The 15,076-nt window shown below is 68.8% G+C and carries 15 protein-coding genes; 10 read left to right on the top strand and 5 right to left on the bottom strand.

The annotated features are described in order from the left end of the window. The first annotated feature begins 33 nt into the window (after positions 1 to 33). The 3 genes from VO99_RS12455 to VO99_RS12445 all read left to right on the top strand — a co-directional run bounded on the left by VO99_RS12455 (position 34) and on the right by VO99_RS12445 (position 3,289). The gene (locus tag VO99_RS12455; RefSeq protein WP_046113209.1) at positions 34 to 1,245 is read left to right on the top strand and encodes an ABC transporter substrate-binding protein; all 1,212 of its coding nucleotides are present in this window, start codon (positions 34 to 36) and stop codon (positions 1,243 to 1,245) included. A gap of 120 nt (positions 1,246 to 1,365) precedes the next feature. Next, positions 1,366 to 2,253, top strand: coding sequence for a branched-chain amino acid ABC transporter permease (locus VO99_RS12450; protein WP_046113208.1), 888 nt, complete (start codon positions 1,366 to 1,368; stop codon positions 2,251 to 2,253). Between the two features lie 76 nt (positions 2,254 to 2,329). Next, the gene (locus VO99_RS12445; RefSeq protein ID WP_046113383.1) at positions 2,330 to 3,289 is read left to right on the top strand and encodes a branched-chain amino acid ABC transporter permease; all 960 of its coding nucleotides are present in this window, start codon (positions 2,330 to 2,332) and stop codon (positions 3,287 to 3,289) included. A 12-nt stretch (positions 3,290 to 3,301) separates the two neighbouring features. Here the strand turns inward: VO99_RS12445 and VO99_RS12440 are convergent, their stop codons facing one another. Both VO99_RS12440 and VO99_RS12435 read right to left on the bottom strand, forming a co-directional pair. Continuing rightward, complete coding sequence (locus VO99_RS12440; RefSeq protein WP_046113207.1) at positions 3,302 to 4,897, bottom strand: hypothetical protein; 1,596 nt, start codon at positions 4,895 to 4,897, stop codon at positions 3,302 to 3,304. A 108-nt stretch (positions 4,898 to 5,005) separates the two neighbouring features. Continuing rightward, positions 5,006 to 5,704: a YggS family pyridoxal phosphate-dependent enzyme gene (locus tag VO99_RS12435; RefSeq protein WP_375136393.1), complete on the bottom strand. Its 699-nt coding sequence runs from the start codon at positions 5,702 to 5,704 to the stop codon at positions 5,006 to 5,008. Positions 5,705 to 5,755: 51 nt separating this feature from the next. Between VO99_RS12435 and VO99_RS12430 the strand changes: the two genes are divergently transcribed. Genes VO99_RS12430 through VO99_RS12415 form a run of 4 tightly spaced genes read left to right on the top strand, consistent with a single transcriptional unit; the run spans position 5,756 to position 9,471 of the window. Next, positions 5,756 to 6,799 carry a type IV pilus twitching motility protein PilT gene (locus tag VO99_RS12430; protein ID WP_046113205.1) on the top strand — a complete coding sequence of 348 codons (1,044 nt, stop codon included), beginning with the start codon at positions 5,756 to 5,758 and terminating at the stop codon, positions 6,797 to 6,799. Between the two features lie 8 nt (positions 6,800 to 6,807). Next, complete coding sequence (locus tag VO99_RS12425; RefSeq protein ID WP_046113204.1) at positions 6,808 to 7,398, top strand: Crp/Fnr family transcriptional regulator; 591 nt, start codon at positions 6,808 to 6,810, stop codon at positions 7,396 to 7,398. Positions 7,399 to 7,431: 33 nt separating this feature from the next. After that, the gene (locus VO99_RS12420; RefSeq protein ID WP_046113203.1) at positions 7,432 to 8,568 is read left to right on the top strand and encodes a PilT/PilU family type 4a pilus ATPase; all 1,137 of its coding nucleotides are present in this window, start codon (positions 7,432 to 7,434) and stop codon (positions 8,566 to 8,568) included. Positions 8,569 to 8,622: 54 nt separating this feature from the next. Next, positions 8,623 to 9,471 carry a hypothetical protein gene (locus VO99_RS12415; RefSeq protein WP_046113202.1) on the top strand — a complete coding sequence of 283 codons (849 nt, stop codon included), beginning with the start codon at positions 8,623 to 8,625 and terminating at the stop codon, positions 9,469 to 9,471. Between the two features lie 40 nt (positions 9,472 to 9,511). Here the strand turns inward: VO99_RS12415 and VO99_RS12410 are convergent, their stop codons facing one another. Genes VO99_RS12410 through VO99_RS12400 form a run of 3 tightly spaced genes read right to left on the bottom strand, consistent with a single transcriptional unit; the run spans position 9,512 to position 11,230 of the window. Continuing rightward, complete coding sequence (locus VO99_RS12410) at positions 9,512 to 10,153, bottom strand: BON domain-containing protein (protein WP_046113201.1); 642 nt, start codon at positions 10,151 to 10,153, stop codon at positions 9,512 to 9,514. After that, positions 10,150 to 10,749, bottom strand: a complete 600-nt coding sequence (locus tag VO99_RS12405; RefSeq protein ID WP_046113200.1) for an SIS domain-containing protein — start codon at positions 10,747 to 10,749, stop codon at positions 10,150 to 10,152. The genes VO99_RS12410 and VO99_RS12405 overlap by 4 nt, the downstream gene beginning before the upstream one ends. Positions 10,750 to 10,807: 58 nt before the next feature. Next, a complete protein-coding gene (locus VO99_RS12400) occupies positions 10,808 to 11,230 on the bottom strand; it encodes a YraN family protein (protein ID WP_375136394.1) in 423 nt (140 codons plus the stop codon). Between VO99_RS12400 and rsmI the strand changes: the two genes are divergently transcribed. From rsmI to VO99_RS12385, 3 genes are all read left to right on the top strand, one after another. Continuing rightward, positions 11,223 to 12,134: a 16S rRNA (cytidine(1402)-2'-O)-methyltransferase gene (gene rsmI, locus VO99_RS12395; RefSeq protein ID WP_046113198.1), complete on the top strand. Its 912-nt coding sequence runs from the start codon at positions 11,223 to 11,225 to the stop codon at positions 12,132 to 12,134. The two genes, VO99_RS12400 and rsmI, sit on opposite strands and share 8 nt — an antisense overlap. A gap of 61 nt (positions 12,135 to 12,195) precedes the next feature. Next, complete coding sequence (tldD, locus tag VO99_RS12390) at positions 12,196 to 13,671, top strand: metalloprotease TldD (protein ID WP_046113197.1); 1,476 nt, start codon at positions 12,196 to 12,198, stop codon at positions 13,669 to 13,671. 205 nt (positions 13,672 to 13,876) lie between these two features. After that, positions 13,877 to 14,995 (top strand): 3-deoxy-7-phosphoheptulonate synthase, encoded by a 1,119-nt coding sequence (locus VO99_RS12385; RefSeq protein ID WP_046113196.1) that lies wholly within the window; start codon positions 13,877 to 13,879, stop codon positions 14,993 to 14,995. Positions 14,996 to 15,076 lie beyond the last annotated feature (81 nt).

Below are 15,076 nucleotides of genomic sequence, written 5' to 3'. Positions count from 1 at the left end.
ACACATCCACCCATCCCTTCCCTGGAGACGAGCATGACTTCCAACATTCGACGCATCGCGATCGCCGCCGCCGCGGCCTGCGGCTTCACCGGTGCCGTGCAGGCCCAGGTTTCGGGCGACGTGATCAAGATCGGCATCATCACCGACATGTCCAGCGTGTATGCCGACATCGACGGTGCCGGCGGCGTGGAGGCCATCAAGATGGCCATCGCCGACATGAAGGGCGCGGTGGCCGGCAAGAAGATCGAGGTGCTGTACGCCGACCACCAGAACAAGGCCGACGTGGCCGCCAGCAAGGCACGCGAGTGGATCGACACCCAGGGCCTGGACATGCTGATCGGCGGCACCAACTCGTCCACCAACCTGGCCATGGCCAAGATCGCGGCCGAGAAGAAGAAGCCCTTCATCTCCATCGGCGCGGCCACCGCCCGCCTGACCAACGAGGACTGCACGCCCTACACCATCCACTACGCCTACGACACCGTGGCGCTGGCCAACGGCACCGGCAATGCGGTGGTGAAGTCGGGCGGCAAGAGCTGGTACTTCCTGACGGCCGACTATGCCTTCGGCCACTCGCTGCAGGCGGACACCACGGCGGTGGTGCAGAAGTCCGGCGGCAACGTGGTGGGCAGCGTGCGTGCGCCGCTGGGCGCCAGCGACTTCAGCTCCTTCCTGCTGCAGGCGCAAAGCAGCAAGGCCCAGATCCTGGGCCTGGCCAACGCCGGTGCCGACACCATCAACTCGGTGAAGGCCGCCAACGAGTTCGGCATCACCAAGACGATGAAGCTGGCCGGCCTGCTGATGTTCATCAACGACATCCACTCGCTGGGCCTGAAGGCCACCGAGGGCATGTACCTGACGGACGGCTGGTACTGGAACCAGAACGCGGAGTCGCGCGCCTGGGCCAAGCGCTTCTTCGAGAAGATGAAGCGCATGCCGTCGATGCTGCAGGCCGCCGACTACTCGGCCACCATGCACTACCTGAAGGCGGTGGAGGCCACCAAGACCGACGACGCCGACAAGGTGATCGCGCAGATGAAGGCGACGAAGATCAACGACTTCTTCGCCAAGAACGGCGAGATCGGCCCCGACGGCCGCATGCGCTACGACATGTACCTGATGCAGGTGAAGGCGCAGAAGGACTCCACCGAGCCGTGGGACTACTACAAGGTGGTGCAGACCATCCCGGCCGCCGAGGCCTATACCAAGCTGGCCGACAGCAAGTGCCCTCTCGTCAAGAAGTGATCGTCGGCCCCCGAGACGCCTGCGGCGTCGCCCCCCCGAGGGGGAGCCCGGCCGCCTTGGCGCGGCCCGGCGGCGGCCGGGGCGATGCCCCGCTCGACGGGGTTGTGACCAGGACATCCGATGTCGAACCTGTTTGATATTCCGCTGCCGGCCCTGCTCGGCCAACTGCTGCTCGGCCTGGTGAACGGCTCGTTCTACGCGATGCTGTCGCTGGGCCTGGCCGTCATCTTCGGCATGCTCAACATCATCAACTTCGCCCATGGGGCGCTGTACATGATGGGGGCGTTCATCGCGTGGATGGGCCTGGAGTACCTGGGCCTGAACTACTGGATGATGCTGCTGGCGGCGCCGCTGATCGTGGGCGTGCTGGGCATATTGATCGAGCGGCTGCTGCTGCAGTGGCTGTACAAGCTCGACCACCTGTATGGCCTGCTGCTCACCTTCGGCATCACGCTGGTGACCGAAGGCCTGTTCCGCTCGTTCTACGGCGTCTCGGGCAATCCTTATCCGGTGCCCGATGCGCTGCAGGGCGCCACCAACCTGGGCTTCATGGTGCTGCCCAACTACCGCGCCTGGGTGGTCGTGGCCTCGGTGGTGGTGTGCCTGGCGGTGTGGGCCTTGATCGAGAAGACCTCCATCGGCGCCACGCTGCGCGCCGGCACCGAGAACCCCAAGCTGGTGCAGGCCTTCGGCATCAACGTGCCGCGCATGATCACGCTCACCTACGCCGGCGGCGTGGCGCTGGCGGCCTTTGCCGGCGTGCTGGCCGCACCCATCCTGCAGGTGAATGCGCTGATGGGCAGCAACCTCATCATCGTGGTGTTCGCGGTGGTGGTGATCGGCGGCATGGGCTCGATCCTCGGCTCCATCCTCACCGGGCTGGGGCTGGGCGTGATCGAGGGCCTGACCAAGGTGTTCTATCCCGAGGCTTCGGCCACCGTGGTGTTCCTCATCATGGCGGTGGTGCTGCTCATCCGCCCGGCGGGCCTGTTCGGCAAGGAAAAATGAAGTGAGCACAGCCCCTGTGACCTCTCCCACCTCCACCCCCGCGGCTGCGGCCGCGGCCGCCCCGGCGCGGTCGCCGCTGCTGGGCTATGCACTGCTGTTCGCGGCGGTGGCCGTGCTGCCCTTGCTGGGCGCGTACCCCATCTTCGTGATGAAGGTGATGTGCTACGCCCTCTTCGCCTGTGCCTTCAACCTGCTGATCGGCTTCACCGGGCTGCTGAGCTTCGGGCATGCAGCCTTCCTGGGCGCGGCGGCCTATGGCGCCGGCCATGCGCTCAAGGTGTGGGGCGTGCCCACGCTGGCCGGCATCGGCTTCGGCGTGCTGATGGCCGCACTGGCCGGCCTGGCGTTCGGCTGGCTGGCCATCCGCCGCAGCGGCATCTACTTCTCGATGATCACGCTGGCGCTGTCGCAGATGCTGTTCTTCTTCTTCCTGCAGGCGCCCTTCACCGGCGGGGAAGACGGCCTGCAATCGGTGCCGCGCGGCACGCTGCTGGGCCTGGACCTGACCAGCGACCTGACGCTGTACTACGTGGTGCTGGCCTTCTTCGCCTTCGGCTTCTGGCTGATCTACCGCACGGTGAATTCGCCGTTCGGCCAGGTGCTCACCTCGATCCGCGAGAACGAGGCCCGCGCCACTTCGCTGGGCTATGACGTGGACCGCTTCAAGCTGGTGGCCTTCGTGCTGTCGGCCGCGCTGGCCGGCCTGGCCGGGGCCACCAAGACGCTGGTGCTGGGCTTCGCCACGCTGACCGACGCGGTGTGGACCACCTCCGGCGCCGTCATCCTGATGACGCTGGTGGGCGGCATGGGCACGCTGCTGGGCCCCATCGTCGGGGCGCTGATCATCATCGCGCTGGAGAACAAGATCGGCGACCTGGGCAAGGCCCTGGCCGACCTCACCGGCGTGGCCTGGTTCAACGGCCTGGGCGAGTCGGTGAGCCTGGTCACCGGGCTCATCTTCATCATCTGCGTGCTGGCCTTCCGGCGCGGCGTGGTGGGTGAGATCCTGCACCGCTGGCCGCGCAAGCGGCCCTGACGAGACCGCCGCTCAGGCCGTGCCCAGCCGGGCCGGCCCGGGCAATGCCGCCCCCACCCGTCGGCTGCCGTGGGTGCGGCACAGGTGCGGCACGTACCAGCCGATGGTGGCGCCGATCAGCGCGGAGGTCAGCAGCATGCGCGGCAGGTTCGCCAGCATGGCGGCAGCCCGCTGCGGTGGCAGGATGTAGCCGAACACCTCCACCACCGTCCACTGCAGCAGCATGAACACGCCCGCCAGCGCCGCGGCCTCCGCCGGGCGCAGCCAGGGAGGCGGCGGCCGGTCGGTGGCCACATGGTCGTCGGCCGCCCAGGCGATGGCGATGGTGGCGAAGAAACTCATCAACAGCCACGGCCAGCGCTCCACCGTCAGGTGCCAGGCACGGGCGAAGGTGCCGGGCGTGGACAGCACCTGCAGCAGGTTGCCCGGCGTCTCGAAGGCATAGCGGAACAGCAGCGAGACGAAGAAGGCTGCCACCGCGGCCAGCGCGCCCGAGACCGCATAGGCCGCCACCGGCCGCCGCTCCCCCGGACGCCGCGTGGCGAAGGCCCACACCGACTTGGGATACACCGCCAGCACGATGGCCAGCGCGTAGATGATGGGCACCATCACCAGCACGCGCAGGTTCAGTGACAGCGGCTCCGGGTCCACGAAGCGGCGCATCGTCAGCGGCACGAACAGCATCGCCAGGAACACGATCCCGGTGACCAGCACGATGTCGTGCGAGCTCAGCGGGCCGCGCACCTCGCCTTCGGCCGACAGCCCCATCTCCTGCAGCGCCATGCGGCGCTGGCCCTGGTTCCAGCCGCGGTGCAGCACGCCGCCGCTGGCGAAATCGCACACCGCTCGCTGCAGCGCCACGATGTCGGCGGCCAGCTTCTTGCGCAGGTGGGCCATCAGCAGCGAGTCGGTGTTGCGGTCCAGCTCGGTGAGCGCGGCGGGGGTGAGCACCTCGGCCTGCGCCGTCATGCGGCTGCGCAGCTCGGCCAGCACCGCGCGGTGCTCGTCGACGTAGCGCGAATAGCCGCGCGCGCCCTCCCACTGCTGCACATGCGCGAACAGCGCCACGCTGCGCGCCCAGCGGTGGCGCAGGGTGTCGGCCGGTTCGCGCAGCCAGGCCGGATCCACGCCCAGCTCGGCCATCGTGGGCAACAGCCGCGCCAGCAGCTCGGGCGGCGGCTCGTAGCGCGCGCCGGCCAGGTGGGCGCTCAGCTCGCGCACCTCGAACGGGATGTTGCCCACGCGCTGGAACCACTGCTTGACCGCTTCGTCCACCTTGCCCAGCACCGGCGAATGCGGCAGCAGCGAGGTGAGCATCAGCGCCGCCAGCAGCGGGCCGGGCAGCGTGGCCTGCTTGGCGTCGATGCCCAGCACCGCCTGCAACGTGGCGGTGTCCACCGCAATGATGCCGCCGCCCAGCACCACGAACAGCATCAGCATCGAGCCCAGGTAGCCGCACCAGGCCGACCAGTAGCGCCAGAAAGTGGTGCTGGCACGCATCGGCCGCGGGTTGCGGAAGCGGTCGCGGGCATACAGCACCACGACGGCACCGCCCACGATCCACTGGAACACCAGGCCCTGGTCGGCGGCGACGGCGGTCTCGTTCATGGCGGCACTCCTGCCGGGCCCGGGGAAGCAGGCCCTTGCAGACCAACTTAGTGCAGCCGCACGCCGCGGGCCACCATCAAAGGTGGGAGTCCCGAAGGGCGGGCGCGTTTACCCGCGGCCGCCGAAGATGGCCGTGCCCACCCGCACGATGGTGGCGCCTTCGGCGATGGCGGCTTCCAGGTCGGCGCTCATGCCCATGGACAGCGTGTCGAGCTGCGGTGCTTGATGGCCCAGCCGGGCACGCAGGTCATCCAGCAGGCCGCGCAGCGCCCGGTGCGGCACGCGCTGCGCGGCTTCGTCCTGCGCCGGCTCGGGGATGGCCATCAGCCCGCGCAGCACCAGCCGCGGCAGCGCCGCCACGGCGCGCGCCACTTCAGGCAGCTCGGCCGGCGTCAGGCCGCTCTTGCTGGCCTCGCCACTGATGTTGACCTGCAGGCAGACCTGTAACGGCGGCAGGGTGGGCGGCCGCTGGTCCGACAGCCGCTGCGCGATCTTCAACCGGTCGACCGAATGCACCCAATCGAAACTTTCTGCCACCGGCCGGCTTTTGTTGCTCTGGATCGGGCCGATAAGGTGCCATTGGAGTTGCGTGCGCAGCGCGGCCAGGGCGTCGATCTTGGCCAGGGCCTCCTGGATGTAGTTCTCGCCGAAGGCGCGCTGGCCGGCATCGAAGGCCTGCTGCACCGCGTCGGCGCCGAAGGTCTTGCTGACCGCCAGCAGCTGCACGCTGTCGAGCGGGCGGTGCGCGGCATTGCAGGCAGCGGCGATGCGCGCGCGAGTTTGTTCCAACCGGGTCGGGATGCTCACCATAATCAATCCCGAGCCTAACCCAGCCGCCCCTGCGGGCGGACCGCTTTGATGGACATCACCCAGCTGCTCGCGTTCTCGGTCAAGAACAAGGCTTCCGACCTGCACCTGTCCGCCGGCCTGCCGCCGATGATCCGCGTGCATGGCGACGTGCGGCGCATCAACGTGGAGGCGCTGGACCACAAGACCGTGCACGACATGGTGTACGACATCATGAACGACGCCCAGCGCAAGGCCTACGAGGACACGCTGGAGTGCGACTTCTCGTTCGAGATCCAGGGCCTGGCGCGCTTTCGCGTCAATGCGTACAACCAGAACCGCGGCGCAGGCGCGGTGTTCCGCACCATTCCCAGCAAGATCCTCTCGCTGGAGCAGCTGCAGGCGCCCAAGGTGTTCGCCGACCTGGCGCTGCGCCCGCGCGGCATGGTGCTGGTCACCGGCCCCACCGGCTCGGGCAAGAGCACCACGCTGGCCGCCATGGTCAACCACCTCAACGAGAACGAGTACGGCCATGTGCTCACGGTGGAAGACCCGATAGAGTTCGTGCACGAGAGCAAGAAGTGCCTGGTCAACCAGCGCGAGGTGGGGCCGCACACCCTGAGCTTCTCCAACGCGCTGCGCTCGGCGCTGCGTGAAGACCCGGACGCGATCCTGGTGGGCGAAATGCGCGACCTGGAGACCATCCGCCTGGCGCTCACCGCGGCCGAGACCGGCCACCTGGTGTTCGGCACGCTGCACACCAGCAGCGCCGCCAAGACCATCGACCGCGTGGTCGACGTGTTCCCGGCGGCCGAGAAGGACATGGTGCGCGCGATGCTGTCCGAATCGCTGGTGGCGGTGATCTCGCAGACGCTGTGCAAGACCCGCGACGGCAGCGGCCGCGTGGCGGCGCACGAGATCATGATCGCCACCTCGGCCATCAAGAACCTGATCCGCGAGAACAAGATCGCCCAGATGTACTCGGCCATCCAGACGGGCCAGGGCCTGGGCATGCAGACGCTCGACCAGAACCTGACCGACCTGGTGCGCCGCAACGTCATCACCCCGGCCGAAGCGCGCAGCAAGGCCAAGACGCCCGAAAACTTCCCGGGCTGAGCACCGCCGTGACACGTCCCCTGCCCCTGCCCGCCGCCGACCTGCCCGCCGAGGCCGACGACAGCCCCCCGCCCGTGCGGGTGAGCTGGCCCGAGCGTGCGCCTCAGGTGGATGCACGCGCGCTGCCGGCCGACGAAGGCGCCGCGCTGTTCGTGCAGGTGTGGCAGCGCGAGCCGCATGTGCTGCCGCTGGCCGACGACGAACTGCAGCGCCTGGCCGGCTGGCCGCAGGTGGTGGAGGTGCCCGGCGGCCGCACGCTGATCCGCCAGGACGAATTCGGCGACTACCTGCTGATCGTGCTGGAAGGCGTGCTGCTGGTGGAGCGCACCGTGCCCGGCAGCAAGCCCATGCGCCTGGCCGAGGCCCGCGCCGGCGACATGCTGGGCGAGATGTCGCTGCTGGATTCCGGCTCTCGCTTCTCGCTCGTCACCACCGTCGGAACCTGCCGCATCGCGGTGCTGCAGGCCGAGCCTTTCCACCGGCTGATGCAGGAACAGCCGCGCATCGCGCTGGCGCTGATGGCCGCGCTGTCGCGCCGGCTGTCGCTGCGGGTGCGGCAGCTCAGCGCCCGCCTGGGCGCGCTGCTGTCGCCGGCCTGAGATCACTGAACGCAGTACGAGGAATCACACATCATGGAAAGAGAACAGGCCTCGAAGTTCGTCAGCGACCTGTTGCGGCTGATGATCGCCCGCGGCGGGTCCGACCTGTTCCTCACCGCCGACTTTCCGCCCGCCATCAAGGTGGACGGCAAGATCACCAAGGTGTCGCCCCAGCCGCTGACCGGACAGCACACGCTGGCGCTGGCCCGGGCGCTGATGAACGACAAGCAGTCGGCCGAGTTCGAGCGCACCAAGGAATGCAACTTCGCCATCTCGCCGCAGGGCGTGGGGCGTTTCCGCTGCAATGCCTTCGTGCAGCAGGGCTTCGTGGGCCTGGTGCTGCGCACCATCCCCGCCGCGCTGCCCACCATCGACGGCCTGAACCTGCCGCCGGTGATGAAGGAGGTGGCGATGACCAAGCGCGGGCTGGTGATCTTCGTGGGCGCCACCGGCTCGGGCAAGAGCACCTCGCTGGCCGCGATGGTGGACTACCGCAACGAGAACTCGCAGGGACACATCATCACCATCGAAGACCCGGTGGAGTTCGTGCACCCGCACAAGAACTGCATCGTCACTCAGCGCGAGGTGGGCCTGGACACCGACGGCTGGGAGATCGCGCTGAAGAACACGCTGCGCCAGGCGCCCGACGTGATCCTGATGGGCGAGATCCGCGACCGCGAGACGATGGAACATGCGGTGGCCTTCGCCGAGACGGGCCACCTGTGCATGGCCACGCTGCATGCCAACAGCGCCAACCAGGCGCTGGACCGGGTGATCAACTTCTTCCCGGAGGAGCGCCGCCAGCAGCTGCTGATGGACCTGTCGCTCAACCTGAAGGCACTGGTCTCGCAACGCCTGCTGCCCCGCCAGGAAGGCAAGGGCCGCGTGGCGGCGGTGGAAGTGCTGCTGAACACGCCGCTGGTGTCCGACATGATCTTCAAGGGCGAGGTGGGCGAGCTGAAGGAGCTGATGAAGCGCAGCCGCGAGCTGGGCATGCAGACCTTCGACCAGGCGCTGTTCGACCTGTTCGAGGCCCAAGCCGTCACTTACGAAGACGCCCTGCGCAACGCCGATTCGGTGAACGACCTGCGCCTGCAGATCAAGCTCAACAGCAAGCGCCTGCGCGGCGCCGACCTGGCTTCGGGCACCGAGCACCTGACCATCATCTGAGGCCCGAGCGACCCTAAACTCGCCTGTAACAGAACCGGCGAGCGGAGGCGCGAGGTGTCCATCGAGATCAAGTTCGACGAAGCCGCACGGCGGATTTTCGTCTTCGACGAGGTGTATTCCGAGCGCGCGGCGCGCGAGCAGGCCGAGAAGCGCAAGCTCGGCGCCTTCGGCACCGTGGCGCGGGTGCAGTCGCTGATCGCCGGCGGGCCGAAGCCCGAGACGGTGTCGCTGTCGAAGTCGGAGCTGCGCTTCGAACCCTTCTGGCTGGTGAGCGCCCGCCGCTCGGTGGACTACACCTGCCAGGTCGAATACACCGTCGGCATCGACAACGCGCATGCGCAGCGGGTGCAGATCGGCAGCTTCGCCACCGAGGTGGCCGCACGCGGCAGCAAGCGGCAGATCGTGGTGCCGGCGGTGGAAACCTGCCACCGCAAGATCGACTTCTCCACGCACCTGGACGGCCTGAAGCGCGAGATCCGCGCCAGCACGCTGGAGGCCTACGTGCGCAACTACAAGGCGCAGGACGTGGAGGCGATGGCTGCGGACAACGCGGTGGAATCCCTGGTGTCCATCGCCTCGGTGATCCAGATCGCCACCTCGCGCCTGACCGGCGAGGCCATCGCCGCGCACGAGATCGCGCACGACGAACTGCTGATCGACAAGCTGTACCTCTACTGGCGCCCGGTGTTCGCCTTCGAGTACGTGTGGACCGCCAACGGCCGGACCGGCGTGATCGAGATCGACGGCCTGACCGGCGACGGCATCGCCAACGGCCAGTGGTTCAAGGACAAGCTGCAGCGGGTGATGACCCGCGAGATGCTGATCGAGGTGAGCTCCGAGGTGGCCAACGCCGTCGTGCCGGGCACCGGCGTGGCCGTCAAGCTGATCGACCGCATGCTGTGATGCGGTGCCCCGGCCGGCGTGGCGGCGCCGGCCCGGTGGCTCACTTCTCGACGACGGGCGCCGGCCTGGTGTTGGCCAGCTCGGCTTCCGAGATCACCTCGAACACGCGCACCACCTTCTGCACGCCGCCGACGCTGCGGGCCAGGTCGCTGGCACGGGCGGCTTCGCGTTCGGTGACGCGGCCCATCAGGTAGACGGTGCCGCGTTCGGTCGTCACCTTGATGGCGCTGGCCTGCACGTCCTTGGCGTCCACCAGCGTGGCCTTCACCTGGCTGGTCAGCAGCGAATCGTTGGAGCGGGCGGTCAGCGAGCTGGGGCCCATGATGGCCAGCTCGTTGACCACCGAGCGCACGCCCTCGATGCCGCGCACCTGCTGTTCCACGCGGCTTCGCATGGCTTCGTCCGGCACCTCGCCGGTCAGCAGCACCACCTTGTTGTAGCTGGTGGCGCTCACGTGGCCGCGGTCGCCGGCGATCGGCGAGATGCGGTTGACGGCCTTGAGCTCGATGCTCTGGTCGTCCAGCTGGGTGCCGGTGGAGCGGCGGTCGGTGACCACCAGCGCGCTGCCCACGGCCGCGCCGCCGATCAGCAGCGGTGCGCAGGCGCTGAGCAGCAAGCTGGCGCCCAGCGCCGACAGCAGCAGGACGGCCGGGCGGCCGAAGCGGTGATTCGTTGACTTCATGGAAGAGGTTCCTGTTCGCCCATCAGTTGCACGTCCACCGCATCGCACAGGCAGTGCAGCGCCAGCACGTGAACTTCCCGGATTCGCGCCGCACGGTCGTGCGGCACGGCCACATGTACATCGGTCTCGATCAGCTCCGCCGCCAGCCCGGGGGCCTGGCGGCCGGTGAAGACGATGACCGTCATTTCCTTGCCATGCGCAGCCTGCACCGCGGCGATGACACCTTCGTCGTCGCCCGCAGGGGCCAGCACCAGCAACACGTCTCCTGGCAAGCCCAGGGCCTGCACCTGCTTGGCCAGCACTTCGTTCAGGCCGGCCTCGCGGGCCAGGGCCAGGGAAAGCACGCCATCGGTGCCCAGGGCCAGTGCCGCCAGGCCCGGCCGTTCCCGCTCGAAGCGGCCGACGAACTGGGCCGCCAGGTGCTGCGCGTCGGCGGTGGAGGCGCCGCTGCCGCACACCATCAGCTTGCCGCCGGCGGTGATGCAGCCAAGCACCGCATGCACCGCATCGGCCAGCGGGCGCGCAAGGCTGTCCGCGGCCTGCACCTGGAGGTCGGCACTCTCGAAGAACTGCTGCTGGATACGCTGTTCAAGCATGGCGGCGCATGATATGACAGGGATGCACCAAGACGGTTCCCGCGCGGTTGCTGCTTTGTCAACCCGCATCAAACGCCGCCACCAGCCATTGCAGTTCGTCGCCCTCGATGCTCACCACGTCGAAGCGGCAGGGCGGCAGCGTGTTCATGCGCATCAGGTAGTGCTGGGCCGCGTAGATCACGCGCCGCTGCTTGAGACCGGTGACGCTGCCGGCCGCGCCGCCGTGGCTGCGCCCGGCGCGGGCCCGCACTTCGACGAAGACGAGGGTGCCATCGGCATCGCGCATGATCAGGTCCACCTCGCCGGCGCGGCGGCTGGGCCCGCGGGCCACCCGATAATTGCGCTCCACCAGCGTGAGTCCGTGGCGCCGCAGATGCGCCAGCGCACGCTCCTCGCCCGCGGCGCCGGTTTCCTTCGTGCTGGCCTTCGTGCCGTCGGTACCGCCCGTACTGCCCAACCGCCGCTTGTTGAACATGTCCAGTGCCCTGACCGTCGTCGTGCAGGCCGCCGCCGAGGCGGCCGGTGCGCAGCAGTATCCGCCCGGCACGCTGTACGTGGTGGCCACGCCCATCGGCAACCTGGCCGACATCACGCTGCGGGCGGTGCATGTGCTGGCGCTGGTGGATGCGGTGGCCTGCGAGGACACCCGCGTCAGCGCCGGCCTGCTGCGCCACCTGGGGCTGCACAAGCCGCTGGTGGCGCTGCATGAGCACAACGAATTCGAAGGCGCCGCCGCCATCGTCGACCGGCTGTCGCGCGGCGAGCGCATCGCCTACATCAGCGATGCCGGCACGCCCGCGGTGTCCGACCCCGGTGCGCGCCTGGTGGCCGCGGTGCAGGCTGCCGGCCTGCGCACCATGCCGCTGCCCGGCGCCAGCAGCGCGCTGGCTGCGCTGAGCGTGGCGGGCGATGCCGACAGCCGCGGCTTCGCCTTCGCCGGCTTCCTGCCGACCAAGGCCGGCGAGCGCCGCACCGCGCTGCAGGCGCTGCTGGCGCAGCCGCTGTCGCAGGTGCTGTTCGAGGCACCGCACCGCATTGAAGCCCTGTTGCGCGAGCTGGCCGAGGCCGCGCCCGCACGCCGCGTGACGCTGGGCCGCGAGCTGACCAAGCAGTTCGAGACCGTGGCCACGATGCCCGCGGCCGAGCTGCCCGGCTGGCTGGCCGCCGATGCCAACCGCCAGCGCGGCGAGTTCGTGCTGGTGGTGCATGCGCCGCCGGCCGCCTCTGGCGCGGAAGACGATGCAGCGCTGCCGCCCGAGGCCGAGCGCGTGCTGGGCCTGCTGCTGGCCGAGCTGCCGCTGAAGCAGGCGGTGTCGCTGGCCGCGGCCGTGAGCGGCGCGCCGCGCAACGCGCTGTACCAGCGGGCGCTGGCGCTGCGCGGCTGAGAGCGCGCCGCCAGTCCCCCTGCGCGTGTCGCAGGCGGGGCCTCTCCCTATACTGGTTCGCATGATTTCGCGCGAACCCACCCTCGAACGCCTCGCGCAAGCGCAAGGCCTGTTGCTCGAACCCTTCGGGCTCACCGATGCGGCGCTGACCAAGGCCCTGCGCACGATCAGCGCGCACCGCATCGACGACGCCGACCTCTACTTCCAGACCACCCGCCACGAGGGCTGGAGCCTGGAGGAAGGCATCGTCAAGAGCGGCAGCTTCAGCATCGACCAGGGCGTGGGCGTGCGGGCGGTGGCGGGCGAGAAGACGGCCTTCGCCTACTCCGACGACATCTCCGAAGCCTCGCTGCTGGATGCGGCGCGCACCGTGCGCACCATCGCCGCGGCCGGCCAGAGCGTGCGGGTGAAGGTGCCCGGCAAGGGCAAGGTGGTGGGCAGCCGCACGCTGTACGGCCCCACCGACCCCATCGGCACGCTGGACAGCGCGCAGAAGGTGGCGCTGCTCGAGAAGACCGAGAAGCTCGCCCGCAGCAAGGACCCGCGCATCGTGCAGGTGATGGCCGGCCTGGCCGCCGAGTACGACGTGGTGATGGTGGCCCGTGCCGACGGCACCCGCGCTGCCGACGTGCGGCCGCTGGTGCGGCTGTCGGTCACCGTGATCGCCGAGCAGACCGTGGGCGGCGTGGTGCGCCGCGAGGTCGGCTCGGGCGGCGGCGGCGGCCGCTTCGGCCTGGGTTATTTCCAGGACGAGCAGATCGAGCAGTACGTCGACCAGGCGGTCAACGCCGCGCTGGTGAACCTGGAATCGCGGCCTGCGCCGGCCGGCGAGATGACCGTGGTGCTGGGCCCCGGCTGGCCAGGCATCCTGCTGCACGAGGCCATCGGCCACGGGCTGGAAGGCGACTTCAACCGCAAGGGCAGCAGCGCCTTCAGCGGCCGCATCGGCAAGCGCGTGGCCGCCAAGGGCGTGACGGTGCTGGACGACGGCACCCTGCCCGACCGCCGCGGCAGCCTGAACGTGGACGACGAGGGCAACGCCTCGCAGCGCACCGTGCTGATCGAGGACGGCATCCTGCGCGGCTACATCCAGGATTCGATGAACGCGCGTCTGATGGGCGTGCAGCCCACCGGCAACGGCCGGCGCGAGAGCTACGCGCACGTGCCGATGCCGCGCATGACCAACACATACATGCTGGGCGGCGACAAGACCAAGGAAGAGATCGTCGCGAGCATGAAGCGGGGGCTGTACGCCACCAACTTCGGCGGCGGCCAGGTCGACATCACCAGCGGCAAGTTCGTGTTCTCGGCCAGCGAGGCCTTCTGGGTGGAAAACGGCAAGATCCAGTACCCCGTCAAGGGCGCCACGCTGATCGGCAACGGCCCGGACGCACTGACCCGCGTAAGCATGATCGGCAACGACATGCAGCTCGATTCCGGCGTGGGCACCTGCGGCAAGGAAGGCCAGAGCGTGCCGGTCGGCGTGGGCCAGCCCACGCTGCGCATCGACGGCCTGACCGTCGGCGGCACGGCTTGACGCGGCCCGCAGCGCACGGCTACATTGCGCCACCTATGAAATTCGCCACGTTCTTTTTTGGCTACTTTTGGTTCTCGCACCGCCCAGCGGTTGGAGAGGCAAGCGCGTAGCTGAAAAGAACGAGCAAACCGAATCCACAAACCGCCGGGCACCCCCCGGCGGTTTTTTTTCGCCCCTGCAGCCCCCACCACCGAGCCACACCGCCATGACCACCACCAGCTCCCCCGCCAGCGAAGGCTGGCAAGCGCCGCCCGACCGCACCAGCCGTACCGACGACGAACGCATCAAGGACATCGTGCCGCTGCCTCCGCCTGAACACCTGATCCGCTTCTTCCCCATCCGCGGCACGGCGATGGAGAAGCTGGTGGTGGACACGCGGCAGGCCATCCGCCGCATCCTGCACAAGCAGGACGACCGGCTGCTGGTGATCATGGGCCCGTGCTCCATCCACGACCCCGAGGCCGCGATCGACTACGCGAGGAAGCTCAAGGCGCAGCGCGACAAGTACGCCGACACGCTGGAGATCGTGATGCGCGTGTACTTCGAGAAGCCGCGCACCACGGTCGGCTGGAAGGGCCTGATCAACGACCCTTACCTGGACGAGACCTTCCGCATCGACGAAGGCCTGCGCATGGCGCGGCAGCTGCTGCTGGACATCAACCGGCTGGGCATCCCGGCAGGCAGCGAGTTCCTGGACGTGATCTCGCCGCAGTACATCGGCGACCTGATCGCCTGGGGCGCCATCGGCGCGCGCACCACCGAAAGCCAGGTGCACCGCGAGCTGGCCTCGGGCTTGTCGGCGCCGATCGGCTTCAAGAACGGCACCGACGGCAACATCAAGATCGCAATGGACGCGATCCAGTCGGCCTCACGGCCGCACCACTTCCTGTCGGTGCACAAGAACGGCCAGGTGGCCATCGTGGAGACGTCGGGCAATGCCGACTGCCACGTGATCCTGCGCGGCGGCACGGCGCCCAACTACGATGCCACGCACGTGGCCGCCGCGTGCCAGCAATTGGAAGCCGCGGGCCTGGACTGCGCGCTGATGGTGGATTGCAGCCATGCCAACAGCAGCAAGCAGCACGAGCGCCAACTGGACGTGGCCCGCGACGTGGCACAGCAGCTGCGCGACGGCAGCCGCTGCATCTTCGGCGTGATGGTGGAAAGCCACCTGAAGGCCGGCGCTCAGAAGTTCAACGCCGGCAAGGACGATCCCGCCGCGCTGGAGTACGGCAAGAGCATCACCGACGCCTGCCTGGGCTGGGACGATTCGCTGGAGTGCCTGGAGGTGTTGAGTGGGGCGGTGAAGGCGCGAAGAGGCTGACCCGAGCTACCCGGGCGACCCTGGGCCGCCCGGGCACGCGATCACAGGCTCTTCACCAACTCCGGCACCGCATTGAACAGG

The sequence above is a fragment of the Aquincola tertiaricarbonis genome, from assembly GCF_000969605.1.
Classification (GTDB): Bacteria; Pseudomonadota; Gammaproteobacteria; order Burkholderiales; family Burkholderiaceae_C; genus Aquincola; species Aquincola tertiaricarbonis.
This window is presented reverse-complemented; position numbering and strand designations above follow the sequence as displayed.

Excerpts from the sequence above, each read along its gene's own strand:
- VO99_RS12455 (WP_046113209.1), top strand. The coding sequence starts at position 34 with ATGACTTCCAACATTCGACGCATCGCGATCGCCGCCGCCGCGGCCTGC.
- VO99_RS12450 (WP_046113208.1), top strand. The coding sequence starts at position 1,366 with ATGTCGAACCTGTTTGATATTCCGCTGCCGGCCCTGCTCGGCCAACTG.
- VO99_RS12440 (WP_046113207.1), bottom strand. The coding sequence starts at position 4,897 with ATGAACGAGACCGCCGTCGCCGCCGACCAGGGCCTGGTGTTCCAGTGG.
- VO99_RS12430 (WP_046113205.1), top strand. The coding sequence starts at position 5,756 with ATGGACATCACCCAGCTGCTCGCGTTCTCGGTCAAGAACAAGGCTTCC.
- VO99_RS12420 (WP_046113203.1), top strand. The coding sequence starts at position 7,432 with ATGGAAAGAGAACAGGCCTCGAAGTTCGTCAGCGACCTGTTGCGGCTG.
- VO99_RS12410 (WP_046113201.1), bottom strand. The coding sequence starts at position 10,153 with ATGAAGTCAACGAATCACCGCTTCGGCCGCCCGGCCGTCCTGCTGCTG.
- VO99_RS12405 (WP_046113200.1), bottom strand. The coding sequence starts at position 10,749 with ATGCTTGAACAGCGTATCCAGCAGCAGTTCTTCGAGAGTGCCGACCTC.
- rsmI (WP_046113198.1), top strand. The coding sequence starts at position 11,223 with ATGTCCAGTGCCCTGACCGTCGTCGTGCAGGCCGCCGCCGAGGCGGCC.
- tldD (WP_046113197.1), top strand. The coding sequence starts at position 12,196 with ATGATTTCGCGCGAACCCACCCTCGAACGCCTCGCGCAAGCGCAAGGC.
- VO99_RS12385 (WP_046113196.1), top strand. The coding sequence starts at position 13,877 with ATGACCACCACCAGCTCCCCCGCCAGCGAAGGCTGGCAAGCGCCGCCC.